The sequence below is a fragment of the Pseudomonas sp. D4002 genome (assembly GCF_013385665.1).
Taxonomy (GTDB): domain Bacteria; phylum Pseudomonadota; class Gammaproteobacteria; order Pseudomonadales; family Pseudomonadaceae; genus Aquipseudomonas.
This window is the reverse complement of the sequence record NZ_JACAPN010000044.1, coordinates 78,418-96,380: the sequence shown is the minus strand read 5'-3', so window position 1 is coordinate 96,380 and position 17,963 is coordinate 78,418. Positions and strand designations below refer to the sequence as shown.

Annotated in this window: 13 protein-coding genes; 8 read left to right on the top strand and 5 right to left on the bottom strand. The window is 63.1% G+C overall.

The annotated features are described in order from the left end of the window. Positions 1–229: 229 nt before the first annotated feature. Positions 230–4,510, top strand: coding sequence for a DEAD/DEAH box helicase (locus tag HX824_RS27210; RefSeq protein ID WP_177055582.1), 4,281 nt, complete (start codon positions 230–232; stop codon positions 4,508–4,510). A gap of 131 nt (positions 4,511–4,641) precedes the next feature. Here HX824_RS27210 and HX824_RS27205 read toward each other — a convergent pair whose 3' ends face one another. After that, the gene (locus tag HX824_RS27205; RefSeq protein WP_177055581.1) at positions 4,642–6,756 is read right to left on the bottom strand and encodes a mechanosensitive ion channel family protein; all 2,115 of its coding nucleotides are present in this window, start codon (positions 6,754–6,756) and stop codon (positions 4,642–4,644) included. Between the two features lie 177 nt (positions 6,757–6,933). Between HX824_RS27205 and HX824_RS27200 the strand changes: the two genes are divergently transcribed. The 5 genes from HX824_RS27200 to HX824_RS27180 all read left to right on the top strand — a co-directional run bounded on the left by HX824_RS27200 (position 6,934) and on the right by HX824_RS27180 (position 12,302). Beyond that, positions 6,934–8,136, top strand: coding sequence for an MFS transporter (locus HX824_RS27200; protein ID WP_177035943.1), 1,203 nt, complete (start codon positions 6,934–6,936; stop codon positions 8,134–8,136). A 213-nt stretch (positions 8,137–8,349) separates the two neighbouring features. Next, on the top strand, positions 8,350–9,276 hold the full coding sequence (locus HX824_RS27195; RefSeq protein WP_177028969.1) for a DUF72 domain-containing protein: 927 nt from the start codon (positions 8,350–8,352) through the stop codon (positions 9,274–9,276). After that, positions 9,273–10,049 (top strand): endonuclease/exonuclease/phosphatase family protein, encoded by a 777-nt coding sequence (locus HX824_RS27190; protein WP_177055579.1) that lies wholly within the window; start codon positions 9,273–9,275, stop codon positions 10,047–10,049. The genes HX824_RS27195 and HX824_RS27190 overlap by 4 nt, the downstream gene beginning before the upstream one ends. Next, a complete protein-coding gene (gene clsB / locus HX824_RS27185) occupies positions 10,046–11,344 on the top strand; it encodes a cardiolipin synthase ClsB (protein ID WP_003210028.1) in 1,299 nt (432 codons plus the stop codon). Before HX824_RS27190 ends, clsB begins: the two co-directional genes overlap by 4 nt. Further along, positions 11,322–12,302 (top strand): lysylphosphatidylglycerol synthase domain-containing protein, encoded by a 981-nt coding sequence (locus tag HX824_RS27180; protein WP_177020916.1) that lies wholly within the window; start codon positions 11,322–11,324, stop codon positions 12,300–12,302. The genes clsB and HX824_RS27180 overlap by 23 nt, the downstream gene beginning before the upstream one ends. Here the strand turns inward: HX824_RS27180 and HX824_RS27175 are convergent. From HX824_RS27175 to HX824_RS27165, 3 genes are all read right to left on the bottom strand, one after another. Continuing rightward, complete coding sequence (locus HX824_RS27175) at positions 12,289–13,041, bottom strand: S9 family peptidase (RefSeq protein ID WP_003210032.1); 753 nt, start codon at positions 13,039–13,041, stop codon at positions 12,289–12,291. The genes HX824_RS27180 and HX824_RS27175 overlap by 14 nt on opposite strands. Beyond that, positions 13,031–14,140 carry a DUF3182 family protein gene (locus HX824_RS27170; RefSeq protein WP_177055577.1) on the bottom strand — a complete coding sequence of 370 codons (1,110 nt, stop codon included), beginning with the start codon at positions 14,138–14,140 and terminating at the stop codon, positions 13,031–13,033. Before HX824_RS27170 ends, HX824_RS27175 begins: the two co-directional genes overlap by 11 nt. A 171-nt stretch (positions 14,141–14,311) precedes the next feature. Further along, the gene (locus HX824_RS27165; protein ID WP_177055575.1) at positions 14,312–15,292 is read right to left on the bottom strand and encodes a GlxA family transcriptional regulator; all 981 of its coding nucleotides are present in this window, start codon (positions 15,290–15,292) and stop codon (positions 14,312–14,314) included. Between the two features lie 95 nt (positions 15,293–15,387). Here HX824_RS27165 and HX824_RS27160 point away from each other — a divergent pair, with 95 nt between their 5' ends. After that, complete coding sequence (locus tag HX824_RS27160; protein ID WP_087692337.1) at positions 15,388–15,939, top strand: cysteine hydrolase family protein; 552 nt, start codon at positions 15,388–15,390, stop codon at positions 15,937–15,939. A gap of 12 nt (positions 15,940–15,951) precedes the next feature. On the opposite strand, the gene tam is transcribed toward HX824_RS27160, so the two are convergent. Then, complete coding sequence (gene tam / locus HX824_RS27155) at positions 15,952–16,713, bottom strand: trans-aconitate 2-methyltransferase (protein ID WP_177055573.1); 762 nt, start codon at positions 16,711–16,713, stop codon at positions 15,952–15,954. A 103-nt stretch (positions 16,714–16,816) separates the two neighbouring features. Here tam and HX824_RS27150 point away from each other — a divergent pair, with 103 nt between their 5' ends. Further along, entirely contained in the window at positions 16,817–17,725 is a 909-nt protein-coding gene (locus HX824_RS27150) for a LysR family transcriptional regulator (RefSeq protein WP_177008886.1), read from the top strand. The last annotated feature ends 238 nt before the right edge of the window (positions 17,726–17,963 follow it).

The following is a 17,963-nucleotide window of genomic DNA, read 5'->3' as shown; positions in this document are numbered from 1 at the left end:
AGGGAGCATGCAGTGGCTAGGGGCCTTGCAGTGGTCAGGGAGCTTGCTGTGGCCAGGGAGCTTGCTCCCGCTGGAGTGCGCAGCGCTCCCGCTTTTTTGGGGCCGCTACGCAGCCCAGCGGGAGCAAGCTCCCTGGCCACTGCAAGCTCCCTCGCCACAACAAGATCCCTCACCACAGGGAATGCATCCCGGGGTTGCAAGTTGCCGGGGCCGGCCGCATAAATTGGGTATGAACCTTCCTGAATCAACGGACACGGTCTTGAACGGTTTCCACCCCGCCGTCAGCACCTGGTTCCGCAGCACGTTCCCGTCGGTGACCGCCGCCCAGGCCCAGGCGTGGCCGCTGATCCGCCAGCGCCGCTCCACACTGATCGCCGCGCCCACCGGCTCCGGCAAGACCCTGACTGCCTTTCTCGCGGTGCTGGACGATCTCGTGCACCAAGGCCTGGCCAATGGCGGCCAACTGCCAGACCAAACGCTGGTGGTCTACGTCTCGCCTCTGAAGGCTCTTTCCAACGACATCCAGATCAACCTGCAAACCCCGCTGGCCGGCATCACCGAGCACTTGCAGCGCCTCGACCTGCCACCGCTGGCGATCCGCACCGCCGTGCGTACCGGCGACACTCCACAGAAAGACCGCGCCCTGATGCGCAAGCACCCGCCGCACATCCTGGTCACCACCCCGGAATCGCTCTACGTGCTGCTCGGCTCGGATTCCGGCCGGCAGATGCTTGCCAGCACCCGCACGGTGATCGTCGATGAGATCCACGCCATCGCCGCCAGCAAGCGCGGCAGCCACATGGCCCTGACACTGGAGCGCCTGCAGGGTTTGTGCCGCGAACCGCTGACCCGCATCGGCCTGTCGGCCACGCAAAAGCCCATCGAGGCGGTGTCGCGCTTTCTGGTGGGCACCGGCCGGCCTTGCGAGATCGTCGATATCGGCCACGCACGCCCACGGGACCTGGATATCGAAGTGCCGCCGGTGCCGCTGTCGGCCGTCATGGCCAACGACGTGTGGGAGCTGGTCTACGACCGCCTCGCCGAACTGGCCAGGCAACACCGCACCACGCTGATTTTCGTCAACACCCGGCGCCTGGCCGAACGCCTGGCCCGGCACTTGAGCGAGCGCCTGGGCAAAACCGCCGTCGCCGCCCACCACGGCAGCCTCGCGAAGGAAATGCGCCTGGACGCCGAACAACGGCTCAAGGCCGGTGAGCTGCAGGTGTTGATCGCCACTGCGTCGCTGGAACTGGGGATCGATATCGGCGATGTCGACCTGGTGTGCCAGATCGGCTCGCCCGGCTCGATCAACGGTTTTCTGCAACGGGTCGGACGCTCCGGGCATCAGGTCGGCGGCACGCCCAAGGGCCGGTTGTTCGCCACCACCCGCGACGACCTGATCGAATGCGCCGCCCTGCTCGACTGCGTGCGCCGGGGCGAGCTGGACACCTTGCTGATTCCGGTTGCGCCGCTGGATGTGCTGGCCCAGCAGATCATCGCCGAAGTCAGCTGCCAGGAATGGCAGGAACAGGCCCTGCTGACGCTGATCCGCCGCGCCGCGCCCTACGCCGAGCTGGATGAACGTCACTATCAGGCACTGCTGCAAATGCTCGCCGAAGGCTACAACGGGCGCCAGGGCCTGCGCAGCGCCTACCTGCACCGCGACGCCATCACCCGCACCCTGCGTGGCCGGCGGGGCGCCAAGCTCACCGCCGTGACCAGCGGCGGTACCATCCCCGACAACGCCGACTACAGCGTGCTGCTTGAGCCGCAAAGCCTGAACATCGGCAGCGTCAACGAAGACTTCGCGGTGGAAAGCATCGCCGGGGATATCTTCCAGCTGGGCAACACCTCCTACCGCATCCTGCGAGTGGAACCCGGCAAGGTGCGGGTCGAGGATGCCCACGGCCAGCCGCCGACCATTCCGTTCTGGCTCGGCGAAGCACCGGGGCGCAGCGCGGAGTTGTCGTTTGCCGTGGCGCGTTTTCAGGGGCAACTGGACGCGCTGCTGGGCGCCACGCCGGGTAACCTGCAACCGGCGCTCGATTGGCTCACCGGCACCCTCGGCCTGAACCTGGCCAGCGCCGAACAACTGCTGGATTACCTGGCGCGGGCGCGGCTGGCGCTGAGCGCGCTGCCGTCCCAGAACACGTTGATCATGGAACGGTTTTTCGACGAGTCCGGTGGCACCCAATTGATCATCCACACGCCGTTCGGCAGTCGCATCAACCGCGCCTGGGGCCTGGCGCTGCGCAAGCGGTTTTGCCGCACCTTCAACTTCGAACTGCAAGCCGCCGCCAGCGAGGATGCGATCGTGTTGTCGCTGTCCACCAGTCACAGCTTTGAGCTGGACGAAGTGTGGCGCTACCTGAACAGCAACACGGCCGAGCACATCCTGATCCAGGCGGTACTGGATGCACCGCTGTTCGGCGTGCGCTGGCGCTGGAATGCCGGGGTGGCCCTGGCATTGCCGCGCTACACCGGTGGGCGCAAGGTGGCGCCGCAGATCCAGCGCATGAAGAGTGAAGACCTGATCGCCAGTGTGTTCCCCGACCAGATCGCTTGCCTGGAAAACCTCGCCGGCGAGCGCGAAGTGCCCGAGCATCCGCTGGTGGAGCAAACCCTCGACGACTGCCTGCACGAAGCCATGGACAGCGAAGGCTGGCTGGCCCTGTTGCGGCGCATGGAGCGCGGCGAAATCCGCCTGATCAGCCGTGATCTGCCGGCGCCGTCGCCACTGGCAGCAGAGATTCTCAGCGCCCGCCCCTACACCTTTCTCGACGACGCTCCGCTGGAGGAGCGCCGCACCCAGGCCGTGCTCAACCGGCGCTGGAGCGATCCGCAAAGCACCGATGACCTTGGTGCGCTGGATGCCGAAGCGATTGCCGGTGTGTGCGAGGAAGCCTGGCCGGCGCCCAATGGCCTGGACGAGATGCATGAAGCGCTGATGAGTTTGGCGTGCATTGCCGAATCCGAGGTCACGGCGCAGTGGGCCGAATGGCTGCAAGCCCTGGCCGACGGTGGGCGCGCCAGCCGATTGCAGATCGGTACCGGCCAGGCCGTTTGGGTCGCTCTGGAGCGCTTGAGCTGTTTGACGGCGATCTACCCGAATGACCTGCCGCTGTTGCCCGGTTTCGATGAGCCCTGGACCTTCGATGAAGCCTTGGTGGAAGTGCTGCGGGCGCGCCTGAGCGGCTTCGGCCCATTGACGCTGATCGAGATCGCCGCGCCCCTGGCCTTGCCGGTGGCCGACGTATCACAGGCACTCGCGCGGCTGGAGAGCGAAGGCTACGTGCTGCGCGGCCGTTTCAGCCCCGGCGCCAGCGCCGAACAATGGTGCGAACGCCACCTGCTGGCGCGCATTCACCGCTACACGGTCAAGCGCCTGCGCCGGGAAATCGAGCCGGTGGCGTTGCAGGATTTCATGCGTTTTCTGTTCGACTGGCAGCACCTGTCGAACGGTACCCGCGGCCAGGGCAGCGCGGTGTTGCCGCAGATCGTCGCGCAGTTGGAAGGGTACGCCGCAGCCACTTCGGCCTGGGACAGCGATTTGCTCAGCGCACGAATCAAGGATTACGCGCCCCACTGGCTGGACGATTTGTGCCGCAGCGGCAAAGTGGTGTGGACGCGCCTGAGCAACAAGGCCGGCGCGACGGCCCTGCGCAGCACGCCAGTGGTGCTGTTGCCCCGCAGCCAGGTGCCATTGTGGAGTGGACTGACCGAAGCGCCGGACAGCACCGAGCTGTCGCCCAAGGCACAGAAAGTCCATCAGGCGCTGCGGGAAAACGGCGCGCTGTTTTTCGATGAATTGATCCACGAAGCCCATCTGCTGCGCAGCGAACTGGAAACCGCGTTGCAGGAACTGGTGGGCGCGGGGCTGGCGAACGCCGACAGTTTTGCCGGCCTGCGCGCCCTGACCACGCCGGCGAGCAAACGTCAGGCCCGCAGCAGTCGGCGCGGGCGTGGCGCGTTTGTCGGCGGGATGGACGATGCCGGGCGTTGGGCCCTGGTACGGCGGGCACCGGTGGCGGACGGCACACGTCCGGGGGCTCACTCGGCCGAGACGCTGGAGCATGTGGCGATGACCTTGCTGCGCCGCTACGGGGTGGTGTTCTGGCGCCTGCTGGAGCGCGAGGCGGACTGGCTGCCCAGTTGGCGCGAATTGCTGCGTACGTTCCACCGGCTGGAGGCCCGGGGCGAGATTCGTGGCGGGCGGTTTGTGAGTGGTTTGGCGGGGGAACAGTTTGCGTTGCCGGAAGCGATTCCGCTGCTGCGGGAAGTTCGGCGGCGGCCTCACGATGGAAGCTTGATTGCCGTGTGTGGGGCGGATCCGCTGAACCTGGTCGGTACGCTGCTGCCGGGTAGCAAGGTGCCGGCGTTGAGCGGTAATCGGCTGGTGTACCGGGATGGTTTGCCGGCGGCGGTGGAGATTGCCGGCAAGCAGCAGGTGTTGCTGGAGTTGGATCAGCAGGAGGCCGGGTTGGTGCGGGAAAAACTGATCAGACACTGACTTGTGCAGCGCCCGTAATGACGCCTTCGCGAGCAAGCCCGCTCCCACTTTCAATCCGGTTCCACTCTTGGACTGCGGTCGAATGTGGGAGCGGGCTTGCTCGCGAAGAGGCCGGCGGCCTCAACACAAAACTATTGGGTTCTTGGCTGCTCAGTGAGCACCACCGACGAAGGCACTTCTTCCTCCGGCTCATCCACCTGCTGCCCGACCCGCTGCGGCAGCATCACCTGCTGTGGATAAGTTTGCGCAAAATGAACAAAGGCACAGTTATCCACAAGCTTTTTCAAGCGCTGGTTAAACGCGCGGCTCACCGCATATTGCCCGCCCGACACCGTGCGGAACTGCGCCGTCAGCACCACGCCGTTGAGGTCCATCTTGTCGACGCCAAATACCTCCAGCGGCCCTTGCAGGTTGTACTTGAGGAACACGTCGTCGCGAATCGACTGCCCCGCCTCGCGAATCAGTTCCACGGCCTTGTCGACATCGGTGTCGTAGGTGAACTGCACCGAGAAAAACGCATAGGCGAACTGCCGCGACTGGTTGGTGACGGCCTTGATCTGCCCGAACGGCACCGAATGCACAAAGCCCTTGCCGTCCCGCAGGCGCAGGGTGCGGATGGTCAGCCCCTCGACGGTACCGGCGTGGCCGGAGTCGAGCACCACCCAATCGCCAATCGACAGGGTGTCTTCGATGATGATGAACAGCCCGGTGATTACATCCTGCACCAGTTGCTGGGAGCCAAAACCAATGGCCAGGCCCACCACCCCGGCACCCGCCAGCAGCGGTGCGACGTTGATCCCCAGGTTGGCCATGGTGGTGATCGCGCAGATCACCACCAGGATGATTTTCACTGCGTTGCGCAGCAGCGGCAGGATGGTCTTCACCCGCGTGCTGGGCTGGCGGCTGGAGCGTTTGTTGACCGGGGGTTTCAATGCTTCCTGAATCGCCGTGTCGAGCACCACCCAGAACAGCCAGGTCACCAGCAGGATCAAACCGATGCTGCTCAGGGAATCACTGATGGCCCGGCCCACGGAGTTGCGCTGGGCAAACTCAAACAGCGAAACGCCCCAGATACGCCCGAGTATTTCGATAAAGGCGATGGCCATCACGATGCGCAACAGCGCGTGCAGCAGGCTGAGGAAACGTTCCTTGTAGGCACTGCTGCGCTGCACCGCCACCGTGCTGCGGGACTGGAACAGGTGCTGCAACACCGTGCTGAGAAACACCGTGCCGATCAGCAGGATCGTGGTGAACAGCGCACAGCGCAGGGCTTTCTGGCTGTCGTCGCCGGCGCCGATCAGGTTGATCGCCGACACCAGCACCATCAGCAGGATCGGCCAATACCACAGGCCGGAAAACACCCGCAGGGATTGCTGCACCGCCGGGTGTTTCAGGCGCTGGGCCAGGGGCCGGTTGCGGATCAAATGCGCCACCGGACGGCGCAGGCGAATCACCAGCATGCCGAAGATCACCGAGGCAAACAGCCCGGTGAAGATCGCGACGCTGGCGGTGATATTGCCCCCCAGTTGGCGGGCGATCTGTGGGCTGGTCAGCGCATCGCTGAGGGCGGCAAGGAAGCCGATCAGGAACAGCGGCTTGGGGCAGTAGTCCCGAATAATCTGCACCGCCGGGCGCTTGTGGCCGACGTTGAACATGACGATCACGCACAACAGGATCGAGGTGGAGAAAATGCCGCTGCTGGTGGCGTAGGCAAAACACAGCGCCAGCGCACGGCCCACCGAGGTGGGCAGGAAGTGGCTGACGTAGAGCGTCAATGGCAGGCAGATAAGCGCCGGTATCGTGTAGGGAATCAGGTAACCCAGCAACGCCTGGAGGCGCTGGCGAGGTGCGATATGCCGCTGCAGGCTCAGGCGCTTGACGATAAAGCGCCCCAGCAGGGTCAGCGCGGCGAACGCGCCGACCCACACCCCGGACAACAACAGGAAATCCCCGGCTACGCTCCACGAGGAACGTTCGGACGGCTGGTTGACCAGCTTGTCCACCTCATCCGCCGCCCGGTCGGCCCGCAGCCGCCAGGCGTCGACCAGGTTCTGGTTGAGGTCGAGTTTGTCCTGCACATCATCGATGCTGGAGCTGATGGCGCCGAGCAGGCCGCCTTCTACCAAAAGTTCCGGCTGGGCCGGGGCGGCAGGCGCTGGAGCCGCGGGGGCGGTGGCCGCTTGCAGCGCGCCGCTGCCGCAGAACAGCAGCGTGCCGAGCAGTAGCACAGTCTTTAAATTCAACAAAACACCGGGCTCCTTCAGAAGGGTCTGTAAGGAACTGACGGGTTTGACGCCTGATCGTTCCCCACGCGCGTCGATCCGTGCGCCCCAGGCAAATATCAAATGCCAATACCTGTCTTTTTCCGCACAAGCCGAACCCCGAGACTGCGCTCCTGATTGAAACACACCGGAGTTGCAGCCATGCCCATTGCCTTGCTCGCGCTGACCCTCAGCGCTTTTGCCATCGGGACGACCGAGTTCGTCATCGTTGGCCTGTTACCCACCATCGGCGCCGACCTGGGTGTCGACTTGCCGTCCGCCGGCCTGCTGGTCAGCCTCTACGCCCTGGGCGTGGCCATCGGCGCGCCGGTACTCACCGCCCTCACCGGCAAAGTGCCACGCAAACTGCTGTTGTTGTCGCTGATGGTGCTGTTCACCCTCGGCAACCTGCTGGCCTGGCAAGCGCCGAGTTATGAGTCCCTGGTACTGGCACGGATCGTCACCGGCCTGGCCCACGGGGTGTTCTTCTCGATTGGCTCCACCATCGCCACAAGCCTGGTGCCCAAGGAAAAAGCCGCCAGCGCGATTGCCATCATGTTTACCGGCCTGACCGTCGCATTGGTGACCGGTGTGCCACTGGGGACGTTTATCGGCCAGCACTTCGGCTGGCGCGAAACCTTCCTCGCCGTCTCGGCCCTGGGCTTGATCGCGTTTATCGGCAGCCTGCTCTACGTACCGAAAAACATCGCCCACAGCAAACCCGCGTCGCTGTTGCAGCAACTGCAAGTGTTGAAACAACCACGGCTGCTGCTGGTGTACGCCATGACGGCGGTGGGTTACGGCGGCTCGTTCATCGCGTTCACCTACCTGGCGCCGATCCTTCAGGACATCTCCGGCTTCAGCGCCGGCACCGTCAGCCTGGTGTTGCTGGTGTATGGCATCTCGGTGGCCATCGGTAATATCTGGGGCGGCAAACTGGCCGACAAACGCGGCCCGATCAGCGCGCTGAAAATCATCTTTGCCCTGCTCGCTGCCGTGTTGTTTGTACTGACCTTTACCGCAGGCAACCCATGGCTGGCCCTGGCCACTGTGCTGGTGTGGGGCGCGGTCGCTTTCGGCAATGTGCCGGGCTTGCAGGTGTATGTGGTGCGCCAGGCGGAACATCACACGCCGAATGCGGTGGACGTGGCCTCGGGCCTGAACATCGCGGCGTTCAACCTGGGGATTGCCGGTGGCGCGTGGGCCGGCGGCATGATCGTCGCCCACATGGGCTTGATCCACACGGCGTGGATTGGCGGCTCGGTGGTGTTGGTGGCCTTGGCGCTGACGGCCTGGAGCGGGCGCCTTGACCGGCTGGGGCCGGTGTATGCCGAGAGCTCGACCCGGGTGGTTGGCGGGCACTGATCCCGCAGCGATAAAGAACCCAATGTGGGAGCGGGCTTGCTCGCGAAAGCGGTAAGTCAGTCAACAGAGATATCGACTGACCCACCGTCTTCGCGAGCAAGCCCGCTCCCACATTTTGAGAGGTGCCGTCTGTAGGACCATCGAAACTTTCTCCCGATCCTCACAGTCATCCAAAAACGGAGGTCACCACACAGTTAACCCACGGGAGTCATCATGGCCGCGATTCATATCGGCATTTCCGGCTGGCGCTACACGCCCTGGCGGGGGGATTTCTACCCCGAGGGCCTGACCCAGAAGCGCGAGCTGCAGTTTGCCTCACGGGCGGTCAACAGCATCGAGATCAACGGCTCGTTCTACGCGCTGCAAACACCCAAACGCTATGCCGAATGGTATGGCGACACGCCTGAAGGGTTTGTGTTCAGCGTCAAGGCGCCGCGCTATATCACGCATATCCTGCGGCTGCGGGAGGTGCACAAGCCGATGGCGAATTTCTTCGCCTCCGGGGTGCTGGAACTCAAGGAAAAGCTCGGGCCGATCCTCTGGCAGTTCCCGCCCAGTTTCAAATTCGACCCGCCGTTGTTTGAAGCCTTTCTCGCCGAATTACCCACCACTACCCAGCAGGCCGCCGCCCTCGCCCGCGAGCATGAGCCGCGCCTGAACGGCAAGGCGAGCCTGCAAGCCCACGGTAAAAAGCCGCTGCGCCATGCGGTGGAGATTCGCCACAAGAGTTTCGCCGTGCCGGAGTTTGTCGAGATGCTCGACAAGCACGGCGTGGCCCTGGTGGTGGCGGACACAGCCGGCAAGTGGCCTTACCTGGAAGACGTCACGGCCAACTTTGTGTACCTGCGTCTGCATGGGGACAAAGCGCTGTATGCCAGCGGCTATACGCCCGAAGCGCTCAAGCGCTGGGGCGATCGCATCGAACGCTGGAGCCACGGCAAACAACCCGCCGATGCACAGTTGATCGACCCGAAGCACAAACCCCGCGCCCGCAAGCAGCGCGAGGTGTTTTGCTACTTCGATAACGACATCAAGGTGCGCGCGCCCTTCGACGCGCGCCAATTACTGCAGCGTTTCGGCCTGGACCAGGCACTGGCCACCGAACCCGGCAAGTTGCCGGACACGGGAGTGTTGCCATGACCCATCCGGAACTGATGCCAACCACGCCCACCGAAACCATCACCCGCTTCAGGGTGCTGACGGTCAATACCCACAAGGGCTTCACCGCGCTCAACCGGCGCTTCATATTGCCCGAGTTGCGCGAGGCGATTCGCAGTGTGGCCGCCGACGTGGTGTTCCTTCAGGAAATCCACGGCACCCATGAACGCCACCCCAAGCGCTACAGTAACTGGCCGAGCATGCCGCAATACGAGTTCCTCGCCGACAGTATCTGGCCGCAATACGCCTACGGTCGCAACGCGGTGTATCCCCATGGCGACCACGGTAATGCGTTGCTGTCGAAATTCCAGATCATCCGCTACGACAATCTCGACATCTCCCAGAGCGGCCACGAAAGCCGCGGGCTGCTGCATTGCGTGCTGCGCTTGCCGGGCAACGTGCAGGACGTGCATGCCATCTGCGTGCACCTGGGACTGCGGGAAGTCCATCGCCAGCAGCAACTGCGCCTGATCGCGCAGCGGGTCGCCGAGATTCCCGCCGACGCGCCGGTGATTGTCGCCGGTGATTTCAATGACTGGCGCCAGCGCGCCGATCTCGCCCACTGCGGGCTGCGGGAAGTGTTTATCGAAACCCACGGCAAGCCGGCCCGCACCTTCCCGGCGCGCCTGCCGCTGCTGCCGCTGGACCGCATATACGTGAGCAACCTCAAGGTGCATCAGCCCCAAGTCCTGACCAGCCGCCCGTGGTCACACTTGTCGGACCATGCGCCGCTGTCGGTGGAGATCGAGTTATGAACAGCGCACCACTGGAAAAGGTCGCGGTGGAACACATCGCGACCGACCAACCGCCGGACGATGCCGTGGCCCGGGACCTGGATTACGGCTGGCAGAGCGGTAACCAGATCGAGTTGCTGGAGAACGGCGAGGCCTACTTTCCCAAAGTGTTCGAGGCGATGCGCCAGGCCCAGCGGGAGATCTTGCTGGAGACCTTTATCCTTTTCGAAGACAAGGTCGGCCACGAGCTCAAGGGCATTTTGATCGAGGCGGCGCAGCGTGGCGTCAAGGTCGTCGCCAGCCTCGATGGCTTTGGTTGTGGCGAGCTGACACCGGGGTTTCTCAGCGAATTGAGCCAGGCCGGCGTGACCGTGCAGATGTTCGACCCGGCGAGCAAGACATTGGGTTTTCGCACCAACTGGTTTCGCCGCCTGCACCGCAAGATTGTGGTGGTGGATGCCAGTGTGGCGTTTATCGGCGGGATCAATTTCTCGGCGGATCACCTGGGGGATTTCGGTCCCGAGGCCAAGCAGGATTATGCCGTGCAGGTGCAGGGCCCGGCAGTCGCCGACCTGCATCATTTCGCCCTCGCACAAAGTGGCCGGCGTGTGCGCAAGCGGCGCGGCTGGCGGCGCGAGCAACGCCCGTCGCCATGGGCTGCCGGCGAAGGCGATGGCCTGGTACGGCTGATCTACCGGGACAATCTGCAACACCGTACCGATATCGAAGAGGCCTACCTGCACGCCCTGCGCAAGGCCGAGCGGCGGGTGGTGATCGCCAACGCCTATTTCTTTCCCGGCTACCGCCTGCTGCGGGAAATTCGTAATGCCGCGCGGCGCGGCGTGCACGTGCAGTTGATCATGCAGGGCCAGCCGGATGTGCTCCTGGCCAAGCTGGCGGCACGCATGCTCTATGACTATTTGCTCAAGGAAGGCGTGGTGATCCACGAGTACTGCCAGCGTCCGTTGCACGGCAAGGTGGCGCTGGTGGATGAAGAGTGGAGCACGGTGGGTTCGAGCAATCTCGACCCGTTGAGCCTGTCGCTGAACCTGGAGGCGAATGTGCTGGTTCGTGATCGTGCCTTCAACCAGCAGTTGTTCGAGCGCCTGGAATATCTGAGCCAGAACCACTGCAAGACCATGCCGGAAAACCGCGCGCCTCGCGGCTGGTTCTGGCGGGTGACCGTGGGTTTCGTGGTGTTCCATGTGCTGCGGCATTTTCCGTCGTGGACCGGCTGGTTGCCGGCCCACAAGCCGAGGTTGAAACCCTTCGTTCTTGAGGAGCGTGCGGATCATGACCCAAGCTCGCATCGCTGAAGAAAGCGCTCGCCCCGGCTTCTTGAAACGCTGGAAAAAACCGCTGACGGTGGTGTTTTTCCTGGTGCTGATCGTGTTGTTCACCCTGCTCGCCCGGCGTATCGACTGGAGCGAAGTGCTCGACACCCTGGGCGACTTCAAGCTGCGCACGCTGCTCATCGCGGGTGGGCTGACTTTGTGCAGTTTCCTGGTGTATTCGTGCTTCGACCTGATCGGCCGCACCTACATCCGCCAGCCGTTGGGCTGGAAGCAGATTTTGCCGGTGGGCATCATCAGCTATGCGTTCAACCTCAACCTGAGCGCGTGGGTAGGTGGCATCGCCATGCGCTATCGGTTGTATTCCCGACTCGGGGTGAGCAGCGGGAACATCGCGAAGATCCTCGGCTTGAGCCTGGCCACCAACTGGTTCGGCTACATGGCGATCGCCGGCGCGGTATTCAGCAGCGGGCTGGTGACATTGCCGCCGGGGTGGAAGCTCAGCAGCGGTGCGTTGCAAGGCGTCGGCGTGCTGTTGGTACTGGCGAGCCTGGGTTACCTGCTGGCCTGTCGCTTGTCGAAAAAGCGCGCATGGTCGATACGCGGGATTGAAATCAGCCTGCCGTCGCTGCGCATGGCAGTGTTGCAGTTGGCGCTCGGCGCGCTGAACTGGTCGCTGATGGCAGCAGTGATTTTTACCCTGCTGCCCAAGCAGCTGGATTACCCCGTGGTGCTCGGGGTGTTGCTGATCAGCAGCATTGCCGGGGTGGTCACGCATATCCCGGCAGGGCTGGGTGTGCTGGAGGCAGTGTTCATTGCCTTGCTGCAGCATGAAGCGTCCCGCGGCAGTCTGCTCGCGGGGCTGATCGCCTACCGCGCGATCTACTTCATCCTGCCCCTGCTGGTGGCCCTGGTGATGTACCTCGCGGTCGAAGCCAAGGCCAAGGCATTGCGCGTGAAGAAAACGCCTACGACTGGATGATGCTCAAGCGCTCGCCCACCACCATCTCGGTAATCCAGTCCACCAGGATCGAGGTGTAGGCCTGCTGGGAAACCGGATCACTCAGGGAATGATCCGCACCGTCGATAATCCGGTGAGTCAGCGAATGCGTCTGCTGGCAGGCGGCGCGGTAGCTCATGATGGTGGCATGGGGCACGTGGTCGTCGGTCTCCGACTCCACGATCAACACATCACCGGTAAACGCCGCGCATGCATGCAGGGCGCGATTGGTTTCGGCGTGCACAAAGGTGCCGCGATAATCCATCAGGTCGGCTTTATCGAGGTCGCGCTTGGGCTTGAGCCATTCCTGGTCGCGGTACAGCGCCGGCACCCGCAAAGCCAGCCAGCGCACGGGGCGCAGCGAAGTGAGGATGGCGGCCAGGTAACCGCCGTAGCTGGTGCCCACCACCGCCACCGCCGAGGTGTCGATGGCCGGGTGTGACAACAGGCGGTCGTAGGCCGCGAGCAGGTCGCGCAGGTTGTCTTCGCGGGTGACGCGGGATAACGGAATGCCGTTGCCGGCATGGCCGCGCAGGTCGAATGTAAGGCATACACAACCGAGCCCGGCGATACCCTTGGCGCGTTCCAGGTCACGCTCCTGGCTCCCGCCCCAGCCGTGCACAAACAACACCCCCGGTACTTTCGATTTGGGACTGAGGAAGGTCCCGCTCATCTGTTCGTCGTCGATATCAATGGCAATGGTTTCGCTTCTAGCCGTCATAGGATTTGACCGTCACGTACTTGAGAAGAAAGTCGCTGTTTTCTGCCGGGCCCCGGTACACCTCGATCGCGTCAGCCGGCAGTGGCTGGTCGACGTAGGTTTCTACCGACGAGACATAAATCGCCCGCAGCCCGGGATTGTTGACGAAGCTTTGCAGCGCCGCGACTTCCGCGCTGCTGGCCCCGCCCATGCGCCAGGATTGCTCGAGCACGCCGCTGCGGCGTTGGCCGTCGCTGTCCAGGCCCTGGGCGATATCGTAATTGCGCCGCGAGGCGTAGAACCCGGGATAGGCCTCATCCGCCGCGTTATCGAAGGCCTGCGCTTGCTGGATGGCCAGGCGCACGTCAGCGGGCAGGTCGAGCTTGAGCAGATCCTCGTAGTAGCCCTGGACCACCAACAGGTTGGAACCACCATAGACCTCTTCGCCCTGCCCGTCCCGGGTCAGGTATTGACCGCCGCAGTAGCTGATGACGTGATCGCCGATAAAGCTCTGGCCGACACTGTGGGTGACCACGTCACTCAGGTCCTGCTCCAGCACCACGCCGTCGCTGAACAATTGCGCCGCATCAGGGCGCGCGAGGATGGCGTCGAACTCGTCGAGGCTGCGGATCACTTCCTGGCCGCGACCGGCGCAGGCATGCACAGGCTTGAGACGGATCGGCCCGGTGTACAGCAAATGGGTCGCCGCCGGCCGCGCATCTGCCAGGGCGTGCACACTCAACCCATCCAGCACCACATTGCGGATGCGCTCGGAAAAAAGCGGCGACCAGCCTTCGGGCGCAACCGCGTTTTTATTCAGCAAATCGTGGCTGATGGCCTTGGTGCAGATGAAATCGTGATCGACGTAGCCGCCCCACAAATCCTCAGGGCCTTTGACGCCGAATTGCCGCGCCTGGGCCGCGCCGACCAGCGTCTGAGTGGGCAATAGATAGAGGTCGCGCCCACTGTGCAGCTCAGGGTTATAGCTGCCGCCATATTTGAGCCCGAGGACGTGCGCCAGCCAACGTGCCAAGGCGCGGTTGGTCTCCACTTCGTGCAATGGCGCTTGCGGACGGATTGAATGCGCCACCACGATTTTTTTGCGATTTGTCGGGGTCATGCGTCCCCCTTGGCTCTGCTGCCATGTGTGTAAGGAAACGGTAGCAGGGATCAAGCCAAGGCGGCGTTTGTTTAAACGCGCGGGGAATCAATCAGTTGCGGGAAAAGCGATAGCACTTGGCCTGTTTTATTCTGCACGAAGTGCTCGAGATGTCGCGGCGTTCTGCACGATTCAGGCGTGCGCCTTGGTGGGCGTCACGCCGAAACGGCTGCGGTAATCACTTGGCGCCAGCCCGGTGATTTTCTTGAATGTGGCGCGGAAAGCACCAGGGTCCTGATAACCCACGGTCCAGGCGATGTGATCAATGGTGCCGTTGGTGAACTCGAGCATCTGGCGCGCCTTGCCGACACGCAGGTGCTGGCAATATTCGGTGGGTTTCAAACCGGTGGCGGCGCGGAACCGTCGCAGGAAGGTGCGTTCCTCAAGTCCCGCCTCCTGCGCCATGGCAGCCAACGAAACATCCACCGCACCGCTGGCCTGCAGCCAATGTTGCACCTTGAGAATCGCAGCGTCGCCATGGGCAAGGATCGGCGCAAAGTTACTGCCGCACTCACTGGCGCTGTCACTGTGTTCGATCACCAGGAAACGCGCGGTGCTGGCAGCGATGCTCGGGCCGAGCAAACGGTCCACCAGGCGCAGGCCCAATTCGGACCAGGCCATGAGGCCGGCGGTGGTGATCAAGTCGCCGTCGTCGACGATGGGTTTGTCGGCTTCCAGGCGAATCGCCGGATAACGGGCGGCGAAGGTTTTCGCCGACGTCCAGTGCGTGGTGGCGCTGCGACCGTCCAACAGGCCGCTTTCCGCCATCAGGATCGAACCTACGCACACGCCGCCCAGAATGGTCCCGGACCGATGTTGCTGGCGCAGCCAATCCAGCAATTCGGCGGACGCCTGGCCCTCGGAAAAGCCGGCAATGGAGGGTGGAATCAGCAAGGCCGTCAACCTCCCCCCGCTACCGGGCTCGCTATCGAATACACGGGTCGGCGCACCGCCTGTTTCAGCCTGCCAATGGCTGATGCGCAGGGACGGCAGTTGCTCGGACTGATGCTCGGTCGCAATCCGGTTGGCGACCGCGAACAGGTCGGTCAAGCCATGCACGGCAGCCATTTGCGCACCACTGTAGATCAGCACGCCGAGCTCGACGATCGCCATTGTCAGTTTTCCCTCTGTTATTGTCGGTGCGGCCAATCCCCAGGCGTCACGCCAGCCAGGATACTGGACGCATCAACCCTCACAAGGAAACCAACATGGCCAAGCAAGCGCTCATCCTAATCGATATCCAGAACGACTACTTCCCCCAGGGCAAGTGGCCGCTAGACGGAGTGGACGCGGCGGCAGACAAGGCGCAGCAAGTGCTACAGGCGTTTCGCCAGGCAGGCGATGCGGTGATTCACGTACGCCACGAATTCACCTCCGACGATGCCCCCTTCTTCACCCCGGGTTCGGAAGGTGCACACCTGCACCCCAAGGTGCTGAACCAGGCCGACGAGCCGGTGGTGCTCAAGCATTTCGTCAATGCGTTCCGCGAAACCAACCTGCGGGCCCTGCTGGAACAACGCAGCATCACCGAGCTGGTGGTGGTGGGCAGCATGAGCCATATGTGCATCGACGGCGTGGTGCGCGCCGCGTCGGACCTGGGCTACACCGTGACGGTGATCCACGATGCCTGCGCCACGCGGGACCTGGAATTCAATGGCAGCGTCGTGCCGGCAGCCCAGGTGCATGCGGCGTTTATGTCGTCGCTGGGGTTTGCTTATGCGAGCGTGGTATCGGCGGAACAGTTCTTGTCCGCCGATTGACCTTCTCCGCGCTTACCGGGTAGCGATGATGAACAGGCGCGGAAACGGCAGCAACACAGTGCCATCGGCCAGCGCTGGATAAGCCTTGGTGATCCGCGCCAGGTACTCGTCGAGGAAGGCGTTCCTTTCTGACTCGGTCAGGGGCGCCAGGAACGGACGCAATGCCGACCCCTTGAACCACTCCACCACCGCGGCAGAACCTGCCAGCGGATGGTGGTAAGTGGTGCGCCACACATCCACGGTGGAACAGTGTTGGCTCAGCAACTCAAAGTAGTAGCTCGCGGTATGGCGTTCATTGTGTTTGACGCTGCCGATCTTTGCGGCCCACGGGCCGTCCGCCGCGACTTCCCGCGCCAGCTTGTGGGCCGGCTCGTCAAGATTGTCGGGCGTCTGCGCCGCCAGGGTGCCGCCGGGAGTCAGTTGATTGACTAAATGCGGATACAGCGTGGCGTGATCAGGCAGCCATTGCAGCGATGCATTGGCGAGGATGACGTCGAATTTCTGCACTGGGTTCCAGGCGCCGATATCAGCCAATTCGAAGTTCAACGCGGGCAGGCGCTTGCGGGCGTCGACCAGCATGTCATCAGAGCTGTCCATGCCGGTGACCAATGCCTGCGGAAAGCGATCAGCCAGGACTTCAGTCGAATTGCCCGGGCCGCAACCCAGGTCGACGGCGGTGCGCACGTCACCCTCAGGGATGGCCGCTACCAGATCCCGGACGGGACGAGTGCGCTGTTGTTCGAACATCGAGTATTGCTTGGCTGACCAGGTCATTGCGGCATTCCTTCTTCTGTGAGGAGTGACGACAGCCTAAATCTTGTGATCCATGAGAACAAATGCCACGATTGATCATCTCCCATACCTGAAAAGTATCCCTATGCTGGAACTCAGGCAGCTCAGGGCCTTCGTCGCGATTGCCGAAGAAGGCTATATCACTCGCGCGGCAGAACGTCTGGGCATGCAGCAACCGCCGCTGACCCGCCTGCTGCAAAGTCTTGAAGCCGAGTTGGGTGTGGTGCTGATGGAGCGCCTGCCACGAGGCGTGCGCCCGACCACTGCGGGGCTGGCCTTGCTGGAAGAGGCGCGGCATATCTTGGCCAGCGTCGATGGTGTGGCCGACATTGTGCGCCGCGCCGCCCGAGGTGAACGCGGACGCCTGGCGATTGGTTTCACCAGCTCTGCCGCCCTGCATCCGTTTGTGCCCAGCGTACTGCGCCTGTTTCGGGAAACCTTTGTCGGCGTTTCAGTGGTACTGGAAGAAGCCGGTACCGGTGAACTGCTGGACGCGTTGCTGCACGAAAAGCTCGACGCGGCGTTCATTCGCTCGCCGCTGAGCGGGACGCAGGCGTTGCAGGACCAGCCAATTCTGGTGGAGCCAATGTTGCTGGCGCTGCCTACCGACCACCCACTGGCTATCAACCCGTCGACGCCGCTGCCATTGGCGGCATTGGCCACCGAGGCGTTTGTGCTGTATCGGCGCCGGGTAGGGCTTGGGTTGTATGACGCGATTCTGGTGGCGTGTCGCGAAGCGGGTTTCAGCCCGCAAGTTGTGCAAGAGGCGCCGCGCATGACGGCGACGTTGAGCCTGGTGGCTGCGGGGCTTGGGGTTTCGATTGTGCCTGCCTCAATGCAACGGTTGCGGGGCGACGGGATTGTTTATCGGGAGCTTTCGGAGTGCCGGAGCCTGGTGGCGCCGTTGCACCTGGCTACCCGGGTAGGTGATACGTCGTCGGTATTGGAGAGGTTTCGGGAGTTGGTGGTGAGCGCCGCTTCTACTGACGTTTAGCGGATTGCCGTGTCCGCAATGAAAAACCCCCGGGGCCAAGGCCACCGGGGGTTTTCTGGTGTTACGCGACAGTTCTGGGTCTCAAGCGACCTTAGAAAGGTTATGAACACCAGAAAGGCGACCCAACTGTGCGAGTGAGTGAGTGAACCCTCTTAGATAGAAGGAAGAATCTGATAAAACCGTAATTTTTCTGATTTTATTATGTAGCGTATTCTGTAAGTTTTCGGCCATTTCTACA

What these genes read in the sequence shown, in the direction of transcription:
- HX824_RS27210 (WP_177055582.1), top strand. Translation starts at nt 230, where the DNA reads ATGAACCTTCCTGAATCAACGGACACGGTCTTGAACGGTTTCCACCCC.
- tam (WP_177055573.1), bottom strand. Translation starts at nt 16,713, where the DNA reads ATGACCTGGTCAGCCAAGCAATACTCGATGTTCGAACAACAGCGCACT.
- HX824_RS27190 (WP_177055579.1), top strand. Translation starts at nt 9,273, where the DNA reads ATGACCCATCCGGAACTGATGCCAACCACGCCCACCGAAACCATCACC.
- clsB (WP_003210028.1), top strand. Translation starts at nt 10,046, where the DNA reads ATGAACAGCGCACCACTGGAAAAGGTCGCGGTGGAACACATCGCGACC.
- HX824_RS27200 (WP_177035943.1), top strand. Translation starts at nt 6,934, where the DNA reads ATGCCCATTGCCTTGCTCGCGCTGACCCTCAGCGCTTTTGCCATCGGG.
- HX824_RS27160 (WP_087692337.1), top strand. Translation starts at nt 15,388, where the DNA reads ATGGCCAAGCAAGCGCTCATCCTAATCGATATCCAGAACGACTACTTC.
- HX824_RS27175 (WP_003210032.1), bottom strand. Translation starts at nt 13,041, where the DNA reads ATGACGGCTAGAAGCGAAACCATTGCCATTGATATCGACGACGAACAG.
- HX824_RS27170 (WP_177055577.1), bottom strand. Translation starts at nt 14,140, where the DNA reads ATGACCCCGACAAATCGCAAAAAAATCGTGGTGGCGCATTCAATCCGT.
- HX824_RS27195 (WP_177028969.1), top strand. Translation starts at nt 8,350, where the DNA reads ATGGCCGCGATTCATATCGGCATTTCCGGCTGGCGCTACACGCCCTGG.
- HX824_RS27165 (WP_177055575.1), bottom strand. Translation starts at nt 15,292, where the DNA reads ATGGCGATCGTCGAGCTCGGCGTGCTGATCTACAGTGGTGCGCAAATG.
- HX824_RS27180 (WP_177020916.1), top strand. Translation starts at nt 11,322, where the DNA reads ATGACCCAAGCTCGCATCGCTGAAGAAAGCGCTCGCCCCGGCTTCTTG.
- HX824_RS27150 (WP_177008886.1), top strand. Translation starts at nt 16,817, where the DNA reads ATGCTGGAACTCAGGCAGCTCAGGGCCTTCGTCGCGATTGCCGAAGAA.